Below are 16931 nucleotides of genomic sequence, written 5' to 3'. Positions count from 1 at the left end.
TATGCGGAAATTCGATGAGATGTACACCCAGCTCCCCTACGAGTTTTTTACTCAGGGCAAGCAGATAAGAGACCACTACAAGATTTACGACGAATGGCTGGCACGCCAACCCGGCGACATGATGGCCAAACGCCGTGAAGAAGCGGAGATGATCTTCCGCCGTGTGGGCATCACCTTTGCCGTCTACGGCGAGAAGGACGAGGACGGTTCCGGCACTGAGCGCCTCATTCCTTTTGACCTGATCCCGCGCATCATTCCCGCACACGAATGGTCCAGCATGGAAAAGGGCCTGACGCAGCGCGTCACGGCGCTCAACCGCTTCATCCACGACATCTACCACGACCAGGAAATCCTGAAGGCCGGCATCGTGCCGCGCGAGCAGATCGAGGGCAACGCCCAGTTCCGTCCCGAGATGATGGGTGTGGATGTTCCCAACAACATCTATTCGCAAATCAGCGGTATCGACATCGTGCGTGCGCCTGACGCCAAGGGCAATGGCGAGTACTACGTGCTCGAAGACAACTTGCGCGTACCCAGCGGCGTGAGCTACATGCTCGAAGACCGCAAGATGATGATGCGCCTGTTCCCAGACCTGTTCAGCGCGCACCGCGTAGCCCCCATCGCCCACTACCCCGACCTGTTGCTGGAGACGCTCCAGGCCAGTAGCCCGGCCACCACGGCCGAGCCCACGGTGGTGGTGCTCACGCCCGGCATGTACAACAGCGCCTATTTCGAACACGCCTTCCTGGCCCAGCAAATGGGTGTGGAACTGGTCGAGGGCCAGGACTTGTTCGTGAAGGACAACTTCGTCTACATGCGCACCACGCGCGGCCCCAAGCGCGTTGATGTGATTTATCGCCGCGTGGATGACGACTTCCTCGATCCGCTGGTGTTCCGCCCCAATTCCACGCTGGGCTGCGCCGGCCTCCTGGGCGCCTACAAGGCGGGCAATGTGACCATCTGCAACGCCGTGGGTACCGGCATTGCCGACGACAAATCCATCTACCCCTATGTGCCCAAGATGATCGAGTTCTACCTGGGCGAGAAACCCATCCTGAACAACGTGCCCACCTACATGTGCCGCAACAAGGACGACCTGGCCTACACGCTGGCCAACCTGAAGGACCTGGTGGTGAAAGAGGTGCACGGCGCCGGCGGCTACGGCATGCTGGTGGGGCCTGCGGCCACCAAGGCCGAGATCGAGGACTTCCGCAAGGCCGTGGAGGCCAACCCCAGCGGCTACATCGCCCAGCCCACGCTGAGTCTTTCCAGCTGCCCCACGTTTGTGGAGAGCGGCATTGCCCCGCGCCATATCGACCTGCGGCCCTATGTGCTGTCGGGCAAGACCGTGCAGATGGTGCCCGGCGGCCTGACGCGCGTGGCGCTGAAGGATGGTTCCCTGGTGGTGAACTCCTCGCAGGGCGGGGGCACCAAGGACACCTGGATTCTCGAAGCCGATGCGCCTGCCACAGGCACCGCTTCGCAAACCCAAAAGCAATAAACGTAGAGCGGAGGAACTTTCATGCTGTCTAGAACCGCTGACCATCTTTTCTGGATGTCCCGCTACACCGAGCGGGCCGAGAACACTGCCCGCATGCTGGACGTGAACTACCAGACCTCGCTGCTGCCCCAGTCCGAGGCCGTGGCCCAGTTGGGCTGGCAAGGCCTGCTGTCCATCAGCGAGCTGCTCTACAGCTACAAGCAGCGCCATGGTGAGATCCAGGCGCGCGAGGTCATGGACTTCATGGTCAAGGACGAGAGCAACCCGTCCTCCATCATGTCTTGCCTGAGCGCTGCGCGCGAGAACGCGCGCGCCGTGCGCGGCACGCTGACCACCGAGGTCTGGGAAACGCAAAACACCACCTGGCTTGAAGTCAAGCGCATGATCAAGACCGGCGAGTTCGAGAAAGACCCGGCGCAGTTCTTCGAGTGGGTCAAGTTCCGCTCGCACCTCTCTCGCGGTGTGACCGTGGGCACCATGTTCATGGACGAGGCGCTGTACTTCATGCGCATGGGCACCTTCCTGGAGCGCGCCGACAACACGGCGCGCCTGGTGGACGTGAAGTTTCACGCTGTGCAGAGCGACTTTTTCGGCACAGCGAGCGAGAAGGACCAAGAGTACGACTTCTACCACTGGAGCGCCATTTTGCGCAGCGTCTCGGGCTTCGAGAACTACCGCAAGGTCTACCGCGATGTGATCAAGCCTGAGCGCGTGGCCGAGTTGCTCATCCTCAAGCCCGACATGCCGCGCTCGCTGCATGCCAGCCTGAACGAAGTGGTGAACAACCTGAGCCTGGTGGCCAGCGACCCCTACAGCGAAACCCTGCGCCGCGCAGGCAAGCTGCGCGCCGAACTGCAGTACGGCCGCATCGATGAAATCCTGGCCACGGGCCTGCATGCCTACCTCACGCAGTTCCTGGACCGGGTGAACGATTTGGGCGCCCACATCAGCCGGGAGTATCTGGTTCCGGTCTGAGGCCAGCGCTTGAAAAATGCGGGTAAACGCTGGCCCACCGCGCCAGCGGGTCCGCATAATGTCTGCAATGAGGAGCGAGCATGCGTGTTGCTGACATTGACCGTGAAATTGAATCCGCCCGGTCCGCGGGGCCCTTGCGGGACATCGTCATTCAGCCTTGTCCGGCTCTGCTGACGGACCTGCGAGTCGAGTTCAACCGGGAAGATCCTGAGCCCGCCACCATCGCCAAGATCGCCTCGCGCGATGTAGCCATGGCGGCCGCCCTGATTCGGGTGGCCAACAGCCCGATCTACGCGCGTTCGCGCACGGCTTCCACCGTGGCCGATGCGGTGGCCATGTTGGGCATTGCGCAGACAGTGTCCATCCTGACGGGCTTCTTGCTGCGTGAGGTGATTCCTGCCAAATCCCCCTTCTTGGAGCACTTCTGGGAAACCTCCACCCGCCGCGCCTACGCCATGGGCTACATCGCGCGGCAGATGTACGGCATGAATGCCGACATCGCGCACACATGCGGCCTGTTTTGCCACGTGGGCCTGCCGATCATGTTGCAAGCCTTGCCAGGCTATGAGGCCACGCTGAATGCGGCCTTGCATGGAGAGCACCCGTTTACTGAGGTGGAAAATGCAGCCCACCGCACGGACCATGCCGTGGTGGGCGCCATTGTGGCCAAGACCTGGCGGCTGCCGCCCATCGTTGCGATTGCGGTGCGCCTGCATCACGATTTCACGGTCCTCAAGGACGACAACATCCCGACCGATGTGCGCATGTTGGTGGCCATGTCTTTGTTGGCTGAGCACCTGGTGGCCTTGCATGAAGGTCAAGCCGTGCATGCAGAGTGGGACCGGCATGGAGCCGGCTGCTTGGCCCATTTGCATGTGGGCGACGCCGAGATCGACCACTGGCTGGACGCCTTGCACCCCCAGTTTGAGGGGCCTGCCGGTTTCTAAACCTTACTGAGGGGCGACTTGGGCGTCCAGTCCCAAGCTGCGCACCTTGTCGGCCGCGCGTTCGGCTTCGGCCAAGGTGTCAAACGGGCCCACGCGCACACGGATGCGCTGGCCTTGCGCCGTGCGCACCGTCTGGCGGCTGGTGGGCAGGTCCGCATCGCTGAGCTGGGCCAGCGCGTTGCGCGCATTGTTCTCCTGCGAAAACATGCCCACATTCACCTGGTAGCGGCCGGCCTTGTCGTCGGTGGTTGCCGCAGGCACGGGTGTGGGCGTGGCGGGCGGCGCCCCGGTGGCAGATTCGACCACCACGGGTTTGGACAGCAGGATGATTTTGGCGGGCGCCGAGCTTGCCGCGCGCGCGGGCGCAGCTGTCGGGGTGCTCTTGGGGGCAGCAGCAGGGGCCGGTGCAACACGGGAGGCAGCCGGCGCCGGGCGAGCGGCCACAGGTGCAGATGCTGCGGGTTTTGTAGCAGGTGGTGCCGCTGCGCTTGCGGCATGGGCGGCAGGGCTGGATGCGGTTGCAGCGGGCGCCGAGGCCGCGCGCACCGGGGCAGAAGCCGCCACGGTGGCGACGGGCGCCGACGTGGCGGATACCGCAGCTAGCGCAGAAGCGGCAGGCAGCGGCGAGGAGCTTGCCGATGCAGGTGCGGATGCGGCGGACGCAGCAGGTGCGGCCGGGGTGGAGCCATCAACTGTGCGGCCCACGGCCACATTGCGTGCGTCAGACGTGGCTTGCAGCGCGGCGGCCGGTGCGGCGCTCCAGCCTTCGAACTGTAGCCAGCCATAGGCCAGCAGGCCAATCGCCAGCGCGTTGCACACCATCTGGATGATCAGGCCCTTGCGCGTGGGCGCCTTGCGGCTGAGCATCGCGCAGGCCTCGGGCACGGTCTGCGTGGCTTGCAGCGCAGCTTCCATGCGCTTGCGGGTCGCGCGGTGCAGCAGGGCATTGCCGCCCAGGCCCGGCAGCAACACCGACAGCAGCACCAGCCCGCCCAGCAGCGCCCATTGCGTGGTTTCCGACAGGCCAAACACCAGCCGGCCGATGCCGAAGATGCCCAGCGCCAGGGCCACCACCGTTCCGGCATAGAGCAGGGCCGCATGCCAGAGCTGGCGGAAGGCCAGCCAGTTCAGGGTGTAGAGCGCGGCGGGGCCGTTCCAGCTCAGGCCGGCGCGGTCAGCCGCCTCGAAGCGCTCGAACAGCGGCAGGTAGTAGGCGCTGTTGACCTCACCAATCGCTGCGCGGTACAGCGCGGTGGTCGAGTGTTCGTCCGTCTTGTCCAGGGCAAGGGGTGCGGGTGTGGGCATGGTTTATTTTGGCATGCCAGGGCCGTCTGGCAAGGCAGCAGCCACCTCGCGGCCCAGTTCGATCACGGCCAGGGCGTAATAGCTGCTCCAGTTGTAGCGGGTGATGGCGTAGAAGTTGTCGGTGCCGGCGATGTAGAGCGGTGCGTCGGCGCCGTTCTGCAGTTCCACCAGCGCCAGCTTGCCGGGGTGGGCTGCGGCAGCGCCATCCAGCAACACGCCCTTGTCTTGCATCACCTGCGGGGTGAAGGTGGGCACGATGTCGGGCGCCAGCAGGGTGGTGCGGTCCAGCCGGGCCAGGTCAAACTGCACGGGGTAATGCGTGGGCAGGCCGCGTTGCCACTTGAAGGCGACAAAGTAGTTGGCCACGGAGCCAATGACGTCGGCCGCGCTGTGGAACAAATCCACCCGGCTGTCGCCATCAAAGTCCACCGCGTACTTGCTCCAGCTCGATGGCATGAACTGCGGCAGGCCCATGGCGCCGGCGTAGCTCCCCTTGAGGGCCAGCGGGTCTGTATTGGTGCGGGCGGTGAGGCTGAGGTAGGCCTCCAGCTCGGACAGGAAGAAGCGCGCCCGGTCCGCGGCGCGCGGGTGGGCGGTGGGGAAGTCGAAGGCCAGGGTGCTGAGCGCGTCGATGACGCGGTAGTTGCCAGTCTGCTGGCCGTAGATGGTCTCGACACCCACGATGCCCACAATGATTTGGGCGGGTACGCCAGTTTCGCGCTCAGCACGCTCCAGGGTGTCACGGTTGTCCTGCCAGAACTGCATGCCCGCCTTGATACGGATGGGGTTGACGAAGCGGCGGCGGTATTCGGCCCAGTTCTTGGGTGTGCCCACCGCCGGCGGGGTGCTGGCGCGCTGAATGGCCGGAATCAAGCGCGCCTGGCTGATGGCGTGGCGCACCCAAGCCGGGTCCAGATTCCGGCGCTGGGCCAGATCGTCGGCTATGCGCATGACATCCGGTCGGGTGGCATACAGGGGGCCGGCCGCTTTGTCGGCCTGGGGCGCAGCCGCTTTGGCGCGCGTCGCAGATTTGTGGTGTTTTGGTGTGCTAGCCCCCGCAGAAATTGCGCAAGCAGCTATGAAAATAGTAGCAGTAAGGCGAATGAGGAACTTCACGGAATCCAGTACTCAGGGTAGGCGGGATGGCCAAGCCAATTGCCTGCATTCTCGCCGCAATGCGGCCAGGCTTCCCGGGGTTTGGGGAGCGTAGCGCCAGGCTTCCAGGCGCAGCAGCCAGGTGGCAATGGCGGCGGTTTGCGGTTGTTCGCTGGCCACTGCCTGCAGTCGGTTGGCCAACTGGCGGGGAGGCTCCTGCGCGCCCACGCTCCAGCCAGCGTGGCGCAGCCGGGCCTGCGCGAGGTGCAGCATGCGCAGCCAGGGGTCCTGGTGGTAGCGCTCCCACAGTGTCCATAGCGCGCCCAGGCTGCTGGCGATGACGACCAGGGCGGCCAGCACGTAGCCCAGGTCTTCCCAGCTGGGCGCCTCAAAACCGAGCTTGCGCAGCAGGTCCAGCTGGCGCGCCTGGCTGTAGTTCAGCACCCACTGGTTCCAGCGGTTGTTGGCGGCTTCCCAGATTTCGCGCAGATTGAGCGCAAAGCCGGGGCTCACCGTATTGAGAGCCTGTGTGAAGACGTTCTGTGGCGCCTGCAGGCGGGTGAAAGAGCCTGTCCGGCCGGGCGCCACGGCCGAGGTGGGGTCCACACGCACCCAGCCCTGGCCCGCGATCCAGACTTCGGCCCAGGCATGGGCATCGCTCTGGCGCACGGTCCAGAAACCGTCCACGGTGTTGACCTGTCCGCCCTGGTAGCCGGTGACCACGCGGGCCGGCACATCCAGCGCGCGCATCAGCAGCACAAAGCTGGATGCGATGTGCTCGCAGAAGCCGGCCTTGCGGTCGAACCAGAATTCGTCCGCCGTGTGGGTGCCGTAGACACCGGGCTCCAGCGTGTACTCGTAGCCCCCGGTGCGCAGGCGCTGCATGACGGCTTCCACGAGTTCGGGTGTGCGCGCATTGGCCAGTTCGGGGCTGCGGCGCATGTCGGCGGCCAGCTGCAGGGTGCGCGGGTTGAAGCCGCTGGGCAGGGCCACATAGTCCTGCAGGCCCACCTCCAGACGCGTGGGGCCGTGGCGGAACTGCGGGTAGCTGGTGGCGCGGTAACGCACCAGGTCGGCCATGGGCTGGTCGGTGGTCCATTGAAGGTCTGGCCCCATGCTGGGGGTGTAGCCCACGATCTCGGGTTTGTCCGTGGTGGCGTCCAGCAGCAGCAGCCAGGGACGGTTGTTGGCGGCCAGGGTGACCTGGTAGCTGACGGGTGTGCCTTGCACCTGCAAATCGGCTTTGAGCTGGAAGCGGGACGGGAAATCCGAGCGCAGCGCACGCCACTCGCGCCCGTCAAAGGTGGAGAAAACGGGGCCGCGGAAATAAAGGTCCCGCTGCGCCGGTGGTGGGCCGTCAAAACGGATGCGCATTGCGATGCTGTCGTCCAGCGCCAGGCTGGCAATGCTGCCCACCTGCATCTGGCCCGACAGGCCGCTGCGTCCGCTCATCGCGTCACCGGGCAGGCCCCAGAGCGGCGCGATGCGCGGGAACAGCATGAACAGCACGGCCATGATGGGCGCACCCAGCAGCGCCATCCAGCCCGCCGTCTTGGCTGCTTGCAGCAGCGGTGGGCGGCCCACGGGCATGTGGGCGTTGACCAGGGCCGTGAGCAGGCCCAGCAGCGCCACCAGCATGGCCGCGGCCGTGAGCAGGCTTTGCGAGAAGAAGAAGTTGCTGAGCATGGTGAAGAAGCCCAGGAAGAACACCACAAAGGCGTCGCGCCGCGCGCGCATCTCCAGCGTCTTGAGGGTGAGCAGCACCACGATGAGGGTGACGCCGGCATCACGCCCCAGCAGGGTCTTGTAGCTCCACCAGGTGGCGGCAGTAGCTACGGCCAGCAGGCCCAGACGCCACCAGCGCGAGGGCAGCGGGGCGCCCTGCATGGCCAGTCGGCCACGCCACAGCAGTACCAGTGCGGCCATGGCACTGCACCACAGTGGCAGGCGTTCGGCCTGCGGCAGGATGACCCAGGCAATCACCAGCAGCAGGAACAGGGTGTCGCGGGCTTCGCGCGGGAGGTGGGACAGGCGTTGCAGCATGGAGGTGTGCGTTTTCAGGCCAGGGCCAGCGCCTGCAGGCAGTTTTTCTGATGGGCTGCGCCGCTGTCAGGGGCAATTTCTTGGGGGCCCAGGCGCAGGCCGTAGCGCAGGCCCTGTTTCTCGGCCAGCAGCACCCAAGCGCACAGGCGTGAGAGCGCGTGCTCGCGCGAGGTGCCCAAGCCCTGGCCCGCGTGGGCCAAGTCCAGCCAGAGTTCGAAGCGCTGGGCCTGCTGGGCATCGCGGCTCACCAGTTCGTCGGCCTTGGCAGCCTTTTTCCAGACCACGAGCTTGAGCGGATCGCCTCTCCGGTAGGCGCGCACGCCGTCGAATTCACCAGTGGTCTGCTTGTGGCTGTTGGCGGCGCCTCCGGCACGCGGTTCGCCGGGGGGCAGCGGGGGCGGATGGGCTTCAGGGGCAGGGTAGACCAGCACCTGGGCCGCCGGGCGCCAGATGGTCCAGACGCGGAAGGTGCCCAGTGGGAAGCGCGTTTCTGCCGTCAGCGCGGGCAGGGCATGCAGACCACGGTGGGCAGGCGTGAACGCCACCTGCACTTTGGCACTGCCTTGGGCGGGGATATCGGTCCAGCTCCAGTGGTCCGAATCCAGCACCGCCAGGCCGATGCCATAGCGAACCCTCGGGCTGCTGCTTTGCAGTTGTATGCCAATTTGAACGCTGGCCCCCACGAACTGTGCGTCAGGCGCTATCAAATGCATAGTGATTCCGCGCAGCGTGCCGTGGCACACATGCATGCCAATGACTGCGCAGCCGGCCAGCAGGAAGGTCAGCACATAGCCCAGGTTGAGCTGGTAGTTGATGCTGGCTACCAGCAGCACCAGTAGCGTGAGCGCCAGCATGAGGCCCGGACGCGTGGGTAGGATGTAGACGTTGCGCTGGGTGAGCGTGGTGCTGTCCTTGCGCGGCAGACGCGACTGCCACCATTGGCGAAACCGCGCGCGCACCAGCGCAAGAGGATTCCAGAACCGGGCCATCAGGGCAGGGGAACGGCTTGCAACATGGCCCGCACTTGTTCGACGGCACCGCGGCCGGCATCCCCCACGGGGATGAGGCGGTGAGCGATGGTCTGCGGCAACACGGCCTGCACATCGTCGGGCGCCACATAGTTGCGCCCACTGAGCAAGGCTTGGGCCTTGGCGGCTCGGACCACGGCAATGCCGGCGCGGGGCGACAGGCCCTGCAAGAACCACTGGCCCGAGCGGGTCGCGGCAATCAGGTCCTGTACATAGTCCAGCAGCGGCCCTGCCGCATGCACGGCCAGCACGGTGGCTTGTAGCTGCGCCAGCTCGCCTTCGGCCAGCAGGCTGGGCAGGGCATCCACCATGCCGCGTCGGTCTTCACCCGCCAGCAGGGCGCGCTCGGAGGCGCGGTCCGGGTAGCCCAGCGAAATGCGCATGAGGAAACGGTCCAACTGTGACTCGGGCAGGGCGTAGGTGCCGAGCTGGTCCAGCGGGTTTTGCGTGGCGATGACAAAGAAGGGCTGGGGCAGGGGGCGGGTTTCGCCTTCCACGGTGACCTGCTTTTCTTCCATCGCTTCGAGCAGAGCACTTTGTGTCTTGGGGCTGGCGCGGTTGATTTCATCCGCTAGCAGCACCTGCGCAAACAGGGGACCGGGATGGAACACAAAGGCTTCCTTGCCGCGCTCGTAGATGGAGACGCCCGAGAGATCGCTGGGCATGAGGTCGGAAGTGAACTGCACACGCGAAAACTGCAGGCCGAAGCTGCGTGCCAGCGCATGGGCCAGCGTGGTCTTGCCAACGCCAGGCACATCGTCGATGAGCAGGTGGCCACCGGCCAGCAGGCAGGCCACGCAGTCCTGGATCTGTGCCGGCTTGCCCACAATCACCGTGTTAAGCTGGGCCAGCAATGATTTGAGTTTGTGTTGTGCATCCATGGCACGACGTTACCTGAAAATCCTGAATGACGAGCGCACCCGTGAGCAAGACCGGCTACTTTTCGCACCGCGATTGCCGCAAGCATGAGATGGGCGAGGGCCATCCCGAATGCCCGCAACGGCTGGACGCCATTGACGATCGCCTGCTGATCACCGGCGTGGCCGATGCGCTGGACCAGCGCGAGGCACCACAAGCCCCTATTTCTGATCTGGAATTGGCCCATGGCCGCATGTATGTGGCGTCCATCCGCGGCCTGACGGATCGACTGCGCGACGACATGCAGGCCGGTGGTCCGGCCCATGCCCAGGTGGACCCCGACACCAGCCTCAATCTGCATACGTGGGATGCCGCGTTGCGTGCGGCTGGTGCCGCGGTCGCAGCAACCGACGCGGTGATGGCGGGCGAGATGGCCAATGCCTTTTGTGCCACGCGGCCGCCCGGCCACCATGCCTGCAAGGACAAGGCCATGGGCTTTTGCTTTTTCAACAATGTGGCTGTGGCCGCGCGCCACGCGCTGGAGCGCCACGGACTCAAGCGCGTGGCCATCGTGGACTTTGATGTGCACCACGGCAATGGCACCGAAAACATCGTGGCCGGCGACCAGCGCATCCTCATGGTGAGCTTTTACCAGCACCCCTTCTACCCGCCGGGCGGAGCGCGTTCGCAGGCCAGTAATCTGGTCAACGTGCCGGTGCCGGCCTACACCAAGGGGGCAGCAGTGCGCGAACTCATCACGCAGGAATGGCTGCCGCGGCTGGAGGCCTACCGGCCCGAGATGATTTTTATCAGCGCGGGCTTCGATGCCCACCGCGATGACGACCTGGGTCAAATGGGTCTGGTGGAAAGCGACTACGCTTGGATCACGGAGCAGCTCATGGCGGTGGCCAGGCGCCACGCGCAGGGACGTATCGTCTCCTGCCTGGAAGGCGGCTACCACCTGGACGCACTGGCCCGCAGTGTGGAAGCGCATGTGCGCGTATTGGCAGATTTGCAATGAATGCTTTGAAACATCTTCCTGCTCCTAAACCGATTGACGACTTCCAGGGCTGGCTGGAGACCTTCACCCAGCCCACCGTCTTGCTGGAACTTCTGGCGCTGGCACTCAGCGTGGCACTGGCCTGGGGGCTGGTGGCGGCCTTGCGCCGTGCCTTGGGCCAACAGGACGCCCGTTCCATCTGGTTTGGCCAGCGCGTGATCGACGGGGTGCTGTTTCCGCTGGCCTTGTTGTGCCTGGGTTATCTGTCGCTGGAGTTGCTGGGCAACTATGTGCAGGTGGCGGTGCTGCGGGTGGCGATTCCGGTGCTGATGTCGCTGGTGGTCATCCGGGTCGGGGTGAAGGTGCTGCAAGCCAGCTTTACCGATGCACCCTGGGTCAAGCCGCTGGAGCAGACCATCTCCTGGGTGGCCTGGTTGGCCATGGTGCTGTGGGTCAGCGGCCTGCTGCCGGTCATTCTCAATGAGCTCGACCTGATTACCTGGAAGGTGGGCGGCACCACGCTGTCGGTGCGTACCTTGTTGGAGGGATTGATCACCGCAGGCGGCGTGCTCATTCTCACGCTGTGGGTGTCGGCGGGCATCGAGTCCCGCCTGCTGCGTTCGGCCACGGGCGGTGAGCTGTCGCTGCGCAAGGCCGTGAGCAATGCCACGCGCGCACTGCTCATGTTTGTAGGCCTGATGCTGGCGCTGTCGGCCGTGGGCATCGACCTGACGGCGCTTTCTGTGCTGGGCGGTGCGGTCGGGGTGGGTATCGGTTTCGGCTTGCAGAAGCTGGCGGCCAACTATGTGTCGGGCTTCGTCATCCTGGCTGAGCGCAGCATGCGCATTGGCGATGTGGTGCGACTGGACAACTTTGAGGGCACCATCACCCAGATCAACGCGCGCTACACCGTGGTACGTTCGCAAACCGGGCGCGAATCCATCGTGCCCAACGAAATGCTGATCACGCAGCGCGTCGAAAATCTGTCGCTGGCCGACACACGGGTGAACCAGGCCATCAACATTGCGGTCGGCTACGACAGCGATGTGAACCTGGTGATGAATCTGTTGCTCACGGCCGCCAAGAGCCAGGCGCGTGTGCTGCAACAACCGGCCCCCACCGTGAGCCTGGCCAACTTTGGAGCCGATGGCCTGGAGTTCAGCCTGAGCTACTGGATCAACGATCTGGAGAACGGGCAGGGCAATTTACGCTCGGACATCAATCTGTCCATTCTGCAGGCCCTGCGCAGCCATGGCATCGATATTCCCTACCCGCAGCGCGTGGTGCACATGCGCCAGGAGCGTTGAGCAGCGGCTTTTTGATGAGCTGCCTCTAAGTTAAGTCGCCAAAGCGCGCAAAGTGGGCATGGGCGCCGCTATAATCATAAAAAAGCACGATCGTTCTATTTTGTGATTATGATGACGGCAGAGATGTCCCATAGGGTGGCAAGCGCCGCCCGGCATAGAATCCACTGATTGACGTGCACGTCAACTGAAGAGACCAATTTTTAACCATCTGGAGTGGCAGCAATGAAAGTCCTGGTACCCGTCAAACGCGTGGTGGACTACAACGTGAAGGTCCGTGTGAAGTCGGACAACACCGGTGTAGACATCGCCAACGTCAAGATGAGCATGAACCCCTTTGACGAAATTGCGGTGGAAGAAGCCGTGCGTCTGAAGGAAAAAGGCGTGGTCACCGAAGTGATCGCCGTCTCCTGCGGCGTCACCCAATGCCAGGAAACCCTGCGCACCGCCATGGCCATTGGCGCCGACCGCGGCATCCTGGTCGAAACCACCGAAGAACTCCAACCCCTGGCCGTGGCCAAGCTCCTCAAGGCCCTGGTCGACAAAGAACAACCCGGCCTCGTCATCCTGGGCAAACAAGCCATTGACGACGACTGCAACCAGACCGGTCAGATGCTGGCGGCCCTGGCCGACCTGCCCCAAGCCACCTTCGCTTCCAAGGTCGAAGTGGTGGATGGAAAAGCGAATGTCACCCGTGAAGTGGACGGCGGCCTGGAAACCCTGGCCGTCACCCTGCCGGCCATCATCACCACCGACCTGCGCCTGAACGAGCCCCGCTATGTCACCTTGCCCAACATCATGAAGGCCAAGAAAAAGCAGCTCGACACCTTCAAGCCTGAAGACCTCGGCGTGAACGTGGCCCCCCGCATCAAGACCCTGTCGGTGGCCGAGCCTGCCAAGCGCAGCGCCGGCATCAAGGTGCCCGATGTCGCCACCCTGGTGGACAAACTGAAGAACGTCGCAAAGGTAATCTGACCATGACCGCACTCGTAATCGCCGAACACGACAACGCCTCCATCAAGGGCGCCACCCTGAACACCGTGACCGCTGCGGCCCAGGCCGGTGGCGACGTCCACATCCTGGTGGCAGGCAGCAACGCCGCTGCCGCTGCTGCGGCTGCCGCCCAGATCGCCGGTGTCTCCAAAGTCATCCATGCCGACAGCGCCGACCTGGCCCACGGCCTGGCCGAGAACGTGACTGCCCAGGTGCTCGCCATTGCTGGCAACTACAGCCACATCGTCTTCCCCGCCACCGCATCCGGCAAGAACATTGCCCCCCGAGTGGCTGCCAAGCTCGACGTCGGCCAAGTCTCTGACATCACCAAGGTGGTGAGCGCCGACACCTTCGAGCGCCCCATCTACGCCGGCAACGCCATCGCCACCGTGCAAGCGACGGACGCCGTCAAGGTGCTGACCGTGCGCACCACCGGCTTTGACCCTGCCGCTGCTACGGGCGGTTCTGCTGCCGTGGAAACTACCACAGCCGCTGCCGGCAATGCTGCAGTCGCCTTCGTGGGTGCCGAGATCGCCAAGAACGACCGCCCCGAACTCACCGCTGCCAAGATCATCGTGTCTGGCGGCCGTGCCCTGGGTTCGAGCGAGAAATTCAATGAGGTGATGACCCCTCTGGCCGACAAGCTGGGTGCGGCCATCGGTGCCAGCCGTGCGGCGGTGGACGCGGGCTACGCGGCCAACGATCTGCAAGTGGGCCAGACCGGCAAGATCGTGGCGCCCCAGCTGTATGTGGCCTGCGGTATCAGCGGAGCCATCCAGCACTTGGCCGGCATGAAGGACTCCAAGGTGATCGTGGCGATCAACAAGGATCCTGAGGCGCCTATCTTCTCGGTGGCGGACTTTGGATTGGAAGCAGATTTGTTCGTGGCGGTGCCCGAACTGGTGGCTGCGCTCTGATGCCAGACGGAAAAAGGGCATCGCGTGCGATGCCCTTTTTTTTGGCCTAAATACCCACGTAACCCGCTTGTAACAAGAATTTTTGGAGACTTTCATGAGCTACGTCGCCCCCGTCAAGGACATGCTGTTCAACATCGAGCACTTGGCCAATATCGAACAGATCGCCCAAATCCCCGGCTTTGAAGACGCGGGTCTGGACACGGCCCAGGCCGTGCTGGAAGAGGCGGCCAAGTTCACCGAGGGCGTGTTGGCCCCGCTGAACTGGGAAGGCGACAAGAACCCCTCCAGCCTCAAGGATGGCGTGGTCACGGCAACCCCGGGCTTCAAGGAAGCCTTTGCGCAGTTCACCGAAGGTGGCTGGCAAGGCCTGCAGCACCCCACCGACTTTGGCGGCCAAGGCCTGCCCAAGACGATTGGTGCCGCCTGCGGCGAAATGGTGAACAGCGCCAACATGAGCTTTGCGCTGTGCCCCCTGTTGAGCGATGGTGCGATTGAAGCACTGCTGACAGCCGGCTCTGACGAGCTCAAAGCTACCTACCTGGAAAACCTGGTGAGCGGCAAGTGGACCGGCACCATGAACCTGACCGAACCCCAGGCCGGTTCGGACCTGGCGCTGGTGCGCTCCCGCGCCGAGCCCCAGCCCGACGGCAGCTACAAGGTGTTCGGCACCAAGATCTTCATCACCTGGGGTGAGCACGACATGGCCGAGAACATCGTTCATCTGGTGCTGGCCCGAGTGGCCGGCGCGCCCGATGGCGTCAAGGGCATCAGCCTCTTTGTCGTGCCCAAGTTCATGGTCAACAAGGACGGTTCGCTGGGCGCGCGCAACGATGTGCACTGCGTCTCCATCGAACACAAGATGGGCATCAAGGCCAGCCCCACGGCCGTGCTGCAGTACGGTGACCATGGCGGCGCCATCGGCTATCTGGTGGGCCAGGAAAACCGCGGCCTGGAGTACATGTTCATCATGATGAACGCCGCGCGCTATGGCGTGGGTGTGCAGGGCATTGCAATTGCCGAGCGTGCCTACCAGAAAGCAGTGACCTTCTCGCGCGAGCGCGTGCAAAGCCGCCCCGTCGACGGTTCCACCCCGGGCAGCGCAGCCATCATCCACCACCCTGATGTGCGCCGCATGCTCATGACCATGCGCGCCTACACCGAGGGTTGCCGCGCCCTGGCCAGCGTGGCGGCCAGTGCTTACGACGCGGCCCACCACCACCCCGACGCTGAGACGCGCAAGCAGAACCAGGCCTTCTACGAATTCATGGTGCCCCTGGTCAAGGGCTACAGCACCGAGATGAGTTTGGAAGTCACCAGCCTGGGCGTGCAGGTGCATGGCGGCATGGGCTTTATCGAAGAAACCGGTGCGGCCCAGTACTACCGCGACGCCAAGATCCTGACTATCTACGAAGGCACCACCGCCATCCAGGCCAATGACCTGGTCGGCCGCAAGACCGCACGCGACGGCGGCCAGACCGCCAAGGCGATTGCGGCGCAGATCGAAACCACGGAAGCTGAACTGGCCGCCAGCGGCTCGGCCCACGCCGTGGCCGTGGCCCGGCGCCTGAAGGCTGCACGCCTCGCGTTCATTGACGTGGTGGACTTCGTGGCCGGCAATACCAAGGCCAGCCCGAACGCCGTGTTTGCCGGCAGCGTGCCCTACCTCATGTTGGGTGGCAACCTCATGGCCGGCTGGCAGCTCGCGCGTGCGCTGTTGGTCGCGGAGAAGCAGGTCGCGGCCGGTACTGATGTGCCCTTCATGCAAGCCAAGATCACCACCGCGCGTTTCTACGCCGATCACCTGCTCAGCAAGGCCGGCGGCCTGCGTGACAGCATTGTCGAAGGCGCCGACAGCGTCACGGCCTTGCCGCTGGACGCTTTCTGAGTAGTTCCGGTTTGCTACTGAATTGCTAGCTGCTCGCGCAATAAGCACGGGGGCTGGCATCGTATTTCCCATATATCCTTAGACCCGAGGAGACCCATGTCCAAGCTGCCTGCGCCCCTGGATCGTTTGCCCTTCCCCGTGATCGGCTCGCCCCTGTTCATCATCAGCAACCCCAAGCTGGTGATTGCGCAGTGCATTGCGGGCGTGGTGGGCTCCATGCCGGCACTCAACGCGCGCCCGGCCGAGCTGCTCGAAGAGTGGCTGAAGGAAATCACCGAGGCCCTGGCCGCTCACAACGCTGCCCACCCGGAAAAGCCCGCCGCGCCGTTTGCGATCAACCAGATCGTGCACAAGAGCAATGACCGGCTGGAGCACGACATGGCGCTGTGCGTGAAGTACAAGGTGCCCATCATCATCACCAGCCTGGGCGCGCGCGAGGAAATCAATGCCGCGGCCCACAGTTATGGGGGCGTGGTGCTGCACGACGTGATCAACAACAAGCATGCGCGCAAGGCCATAGAGAAGGGCGCCGACGGCCTCATCGCCGTGGCCGCCGGTGCGGGCGGCCACGCGGGCGTGAAGAGTCCGTTTGCGCTGGTACAGGAGATCCGCCAGTGGTTTGACGGCCCGCTGGCGCTGTCGGGCTCCATTGCCAGCGGGGCAGCCGTGCTCGCGGCGCAGGCCATGGGGGCTGACTTTGCCTACATTGGCTCAGCCTTCATTGCCACCGAAGAGGCGCGCGCAGCCCAGGAGTACAAGCAGGCCATCGTGGACCACGACTCCGACGAGATCATCTACAGCAACCTGTTTACCGGCGTGCACGGCAACTACCTGGCGCCCAGCATCCGCGCGGCCGGTCTGGATCCGGCCAATCTGCCCGAAAGCGACCCCAGCAAGATGAACTTCGGCGGCAGTGCTGCCGCCAAAGCCTGGAAGGACATCTGGGGCTGCGGCCAGGGCATCGGCGCGGTCGACAAGATCCAGCCCGCCGGCGAGTACGTGGCCCAGCTCAAGCGTGAATATGCGCAGGCCAAGGCTGAACTGCTGGCCCGGAATTACGCCTGATACCCGGCTTTTCAG

14 protein-coding genes are annotated in these 16931 nt (G+C 64.3%); 9 read left to right on the top strand and 5 right to left on the bottom strand.

What is annotated here, in order from left to right; translation table 11 throughout:
* Position 1 precedes the first annotated feature (1 nt).
* From AC1RNN_RS07885 to AC1RNN_RS07875, 3 genes are all read left to right on the top strand, one after another.
* Positions 2-1501: a circularly permuted type 2 ATP-grasp protein gene (locus AC1RNN_RS07885; RefSeq protein WP_493087190.1), complete on the top strand. Its 1500-nt coding sequence runs from the start codon at positions 2-4 to the stop codon at positions 1499-1501.
* 21 nt (positions 1502-1522) lie between these two features.
* Positions 1523-2476: an alpha-E domain-containing protein gene (locus AC1RNN_RS07880; protein WP_493087192.1), complete on the top strand. Its 954-nt coding sequence runs from the start codon at positions 1523-1525 to the stop codon at positions 2474-2476.
* A gap of 80 nt (positions 2477-2556) precedes the next feature.
* The gene (locus AC1RNN_RS07875) at positions 2557-3423 is read left to right on the top strand and encodes an HDOD domain-containing protein (RefSeq protein WP_493087194.1); all 867 of its coding nucleotides are present in this window, start codon (positions 2557-2559) and stop codon (positions 3421-3423) included.
* Positions 3424-3426: 3 nt separating this feature from the next.
* Here the strand turns inward: AC1RNN_RS07875 and AC1RNN_RS07870 are convergent, their stop codons facing one another.
* The 5 genes from AC1RNN_RS07870 to AC1RNN_RS07850 all read right to left on the bottom strand — a co-directional run bounded on the left by AC1RNN_RS07870 (position 3427) and on the right by AC1RNN_RS07850 (position 9775).
* Positions 3427-4728, bottom strand: a complete 1302-nt coding sequence (locus AC1RNN_RS07870) for an SPOR domain-containing protein (RefSeq protein WP_493087196.1) — start codon at positions 4726-4728, stop codon at positions 3427-3429.
* Positions 4729-4731: 3 nt separating this feature from the next.
* Positions 4732-5679 carry a lytic murein transglycosylase B gene (gene mltB, locus AC1RNN_RS07865; RefSeq protein ID WP_493087198.1) on the bottom strand — a complete coding sequence of 316 codons (948 nt, stop codon included), beginning with the start codon at positions 5677-5679 and terminating at the stop codon, positions 4732-4734.
* Positions 5680-5856: 177 nt separating this feature from the next.
* The gene (locus tag AC1RNN_RS07860; protein WP_493087200.1) at positions 5857-7866 is read right to left on the bottom strand and encodes a transglutaminase TgpA family protein; all 2010 of its coding nucleotides are present in this window, start codon (positions 7864-7866) and stop codon (positions 5857-5859) included.
* 14 nt (positions 7867-7880) lie between these two features.
* A complete protein-coding gene (locus tag AC1RNN_RS07855) occupies positions 7881-8855 on the bottom strand; it encodes a DUF58 domain-containing protein (protein ID WP_493087202.1) in 975 nt (324 codons plus the stop codon).
* The gene (locus tag AC1RNN_RS07850; RefSeq protein WP_493087204.1) at positions 8855-9775 is read right to left on the bottom strand and encodes an AAA family ATPase; all 921 of its coding nucleotides are present in this window, start codon (positions 9773-9775) and stop codon (positions 8855-8857) included. The genes AC1RNN_RS07855 and AC1RNN_RS07850 overlap by 1 nt, the downstream gene beginning before the upstream one ends.
* A 41-nt stretch (positions 9776-9816) precedes the next feature.
* On the opposite strand from AC1RNN_RS07850, the gene AC1RNN_RS07845 reads away from it, so the two are divergent.
* The 6 genes from AC1RNN_RS07845 to AC1RNN_RS07820 all read left to right on the top strand — a co-directional run bounded on the left by AC1RNN_RS07845 (position 9817) and on the right by AC1RNN_RS07820 (position 16916).
* Positions 9817-10773: a histone deacetylase family protein gene (locus AC1RNN_RS07845; protein ID WP_493088220.1), complete on the top strand. Its 957-nt coding sequence runs from the start codon at positions 9817-9819 to the stop codon at positions 10771-10773.
* Positions 10770-12059 carry a mechanosensitive ion channel family protein gene (locus AC1RNN_RS07840; protein ID WP_493087206.1) on the top strand — a complete coding sequence of 430 codons (1290 nt, stop codon included), beginning with the start codon at positions 10770-10772 and terminating at the stop codon, positions 12057-12059. The genes AC1RNN_RS07845 and AC1RNN_RS07840 overlap by 4 nt, the downstream gene beginning before the upstream one ends.
* A gap of 222 nt (positions 12060-12281) precedes the next feature.
* Entirely contained in the window at positions 12282-13031 is a 750-nt protein-coding gene (locus AC1RNN_RS07835; protein WP_493087208.1) for an electron transfer flavoprotein subunit beta/FixA family protein, read from the top strand.
* Positions 13032-13033: 2 nt separating this feature from the next.
* Positions 13034-13966, top strand: a complete 933-nt coding sequence (locus AC1RNN_RS07830; RefSeq protein WP_493087210.1) for an electron transfer flavoprotein subunit alpha/FixB family protein — start codon at positions 13034-13036, stop codon at positions 13964-13966.
* A gap of 94 nt (positions 13967-14060) precedes the next feature.
* Positions 14061-15851, top strand: a complete 1791-nt coding sequence (locus AC1RNN_RS07825; RefSeq protein WP_493087212.1) for an acyl-CoA dehydrogenase — start codon at positions 14061-14063, stop codon at positions 15849-15851.
* 96 nt (positions 15852-15947) lie between these two features.
* Positions 15948-16916, top strand: a complete 969-nt coding sequence (locus AC1RNN_RS07820) for an NAD(P)H-dependent flavin oxidoreductase (protein ID WP_493087214.1) — start codon at positions 15948-15950, stop codon at positions 16914-16916.
* Positions 16917-16931 lie beyond the last annotated feature (15 nt).

The organism is Rhodoferax sp. GW822-FHT02D07 (assembly GCF_058802405.1).
This window is presented reverse-complemented; position numbering and strand designations above follow the sequence as displayed.

Coding starts and splice junctions, on each gene's coding strand:
- AC1RNN_RS07885 (WP_493087190.1), top strand. CDS start 2: ATGCGGAAATTCGATGAGATGTACACCCAGCTCCCCTACGAGTTTTTT.
- AC1RNN_RS07880 (WP_493087192.1), top strand. CDS start 1,523: ATGCTGTCTAGAACCGCTGACCATCTTTTCTGGATGTCCCGCTACACC.
- AC1RNN_RS07875 (WP_493087194.1), top strand. CDS start 2,557: ATGCGTGTTGCTGACATTGACCGTGAAATTGAATCCGCCCGGTCCGCG.
- AC1RNN_RS07870 (WP_493087196.1), bottom strand. CDS start 4,728: ATGCCCACACCCGCACCCCTTGCCCTGGACAAGACGGACGAACACTCG.
- mltB (WP_493087198.1), bottom strand. CDS start 5,679: ATGCGCATAGCCGACGATCTGGCCCAGCGCCGGAATCTGGACCCGGCT.
- AC1RNN_RS07860 (WP_493087200.1), bottom strand. CDS start 7,866: ATGCTGCAACGCCTGTCCCACCTCCCGCGCGAAGCCCGCGACACCCTG.
- AC1RNN_RS07855 (WP_493087202.1), bottom strand. CDS start 8,855: ATGGCCCGGTTCTGGAATCCTCTTGCGCTGGTGCGCGCGCGGTTTCGC.
- AC1RNN_RS07850 (WP_493087204.1), bottom strand. CDS start 9,775: ATGGATGCACAACACAAACTCAAATCATTGCTGGCCCAGCTTAACACG.
- AC1RNN_RS07840 (WP_493087206.1), top strand. CDS start 10,770: ATGAATGCTTTGAAACATCTTCCTGCTCCTAAACCGATTGACGACTTC.
- AC1RNN_RS07835 (WP_493087208.1), top strand. CDS start 12,282: ATGAAAGTCCTGGTACCCGTCAAACGCGTGGTGGACTACAACGTGAAG.
- AC1RNN_RS07830 (WP_493087210.1), top strand. CDS start 13,034: ATGACCGCACTCGTAATCGCCGAACACGACAACGCCTCCATCAAGGGC.
- AC1RNN_RS07825 (WP_493087212.1), top strand. CDS start 14,061: ATGAGCTACGTCGCCCCCGTCAAGGACATGCTGTTCAACATCGAGCAC.
- AC1RNN_RS07820 (WP_493087214.1), top strand. CDS start 15,948: ATGTCCAAGCTGCCTGCGCCCCTGGATCGTTTGCCCTTCCCCGTGATC.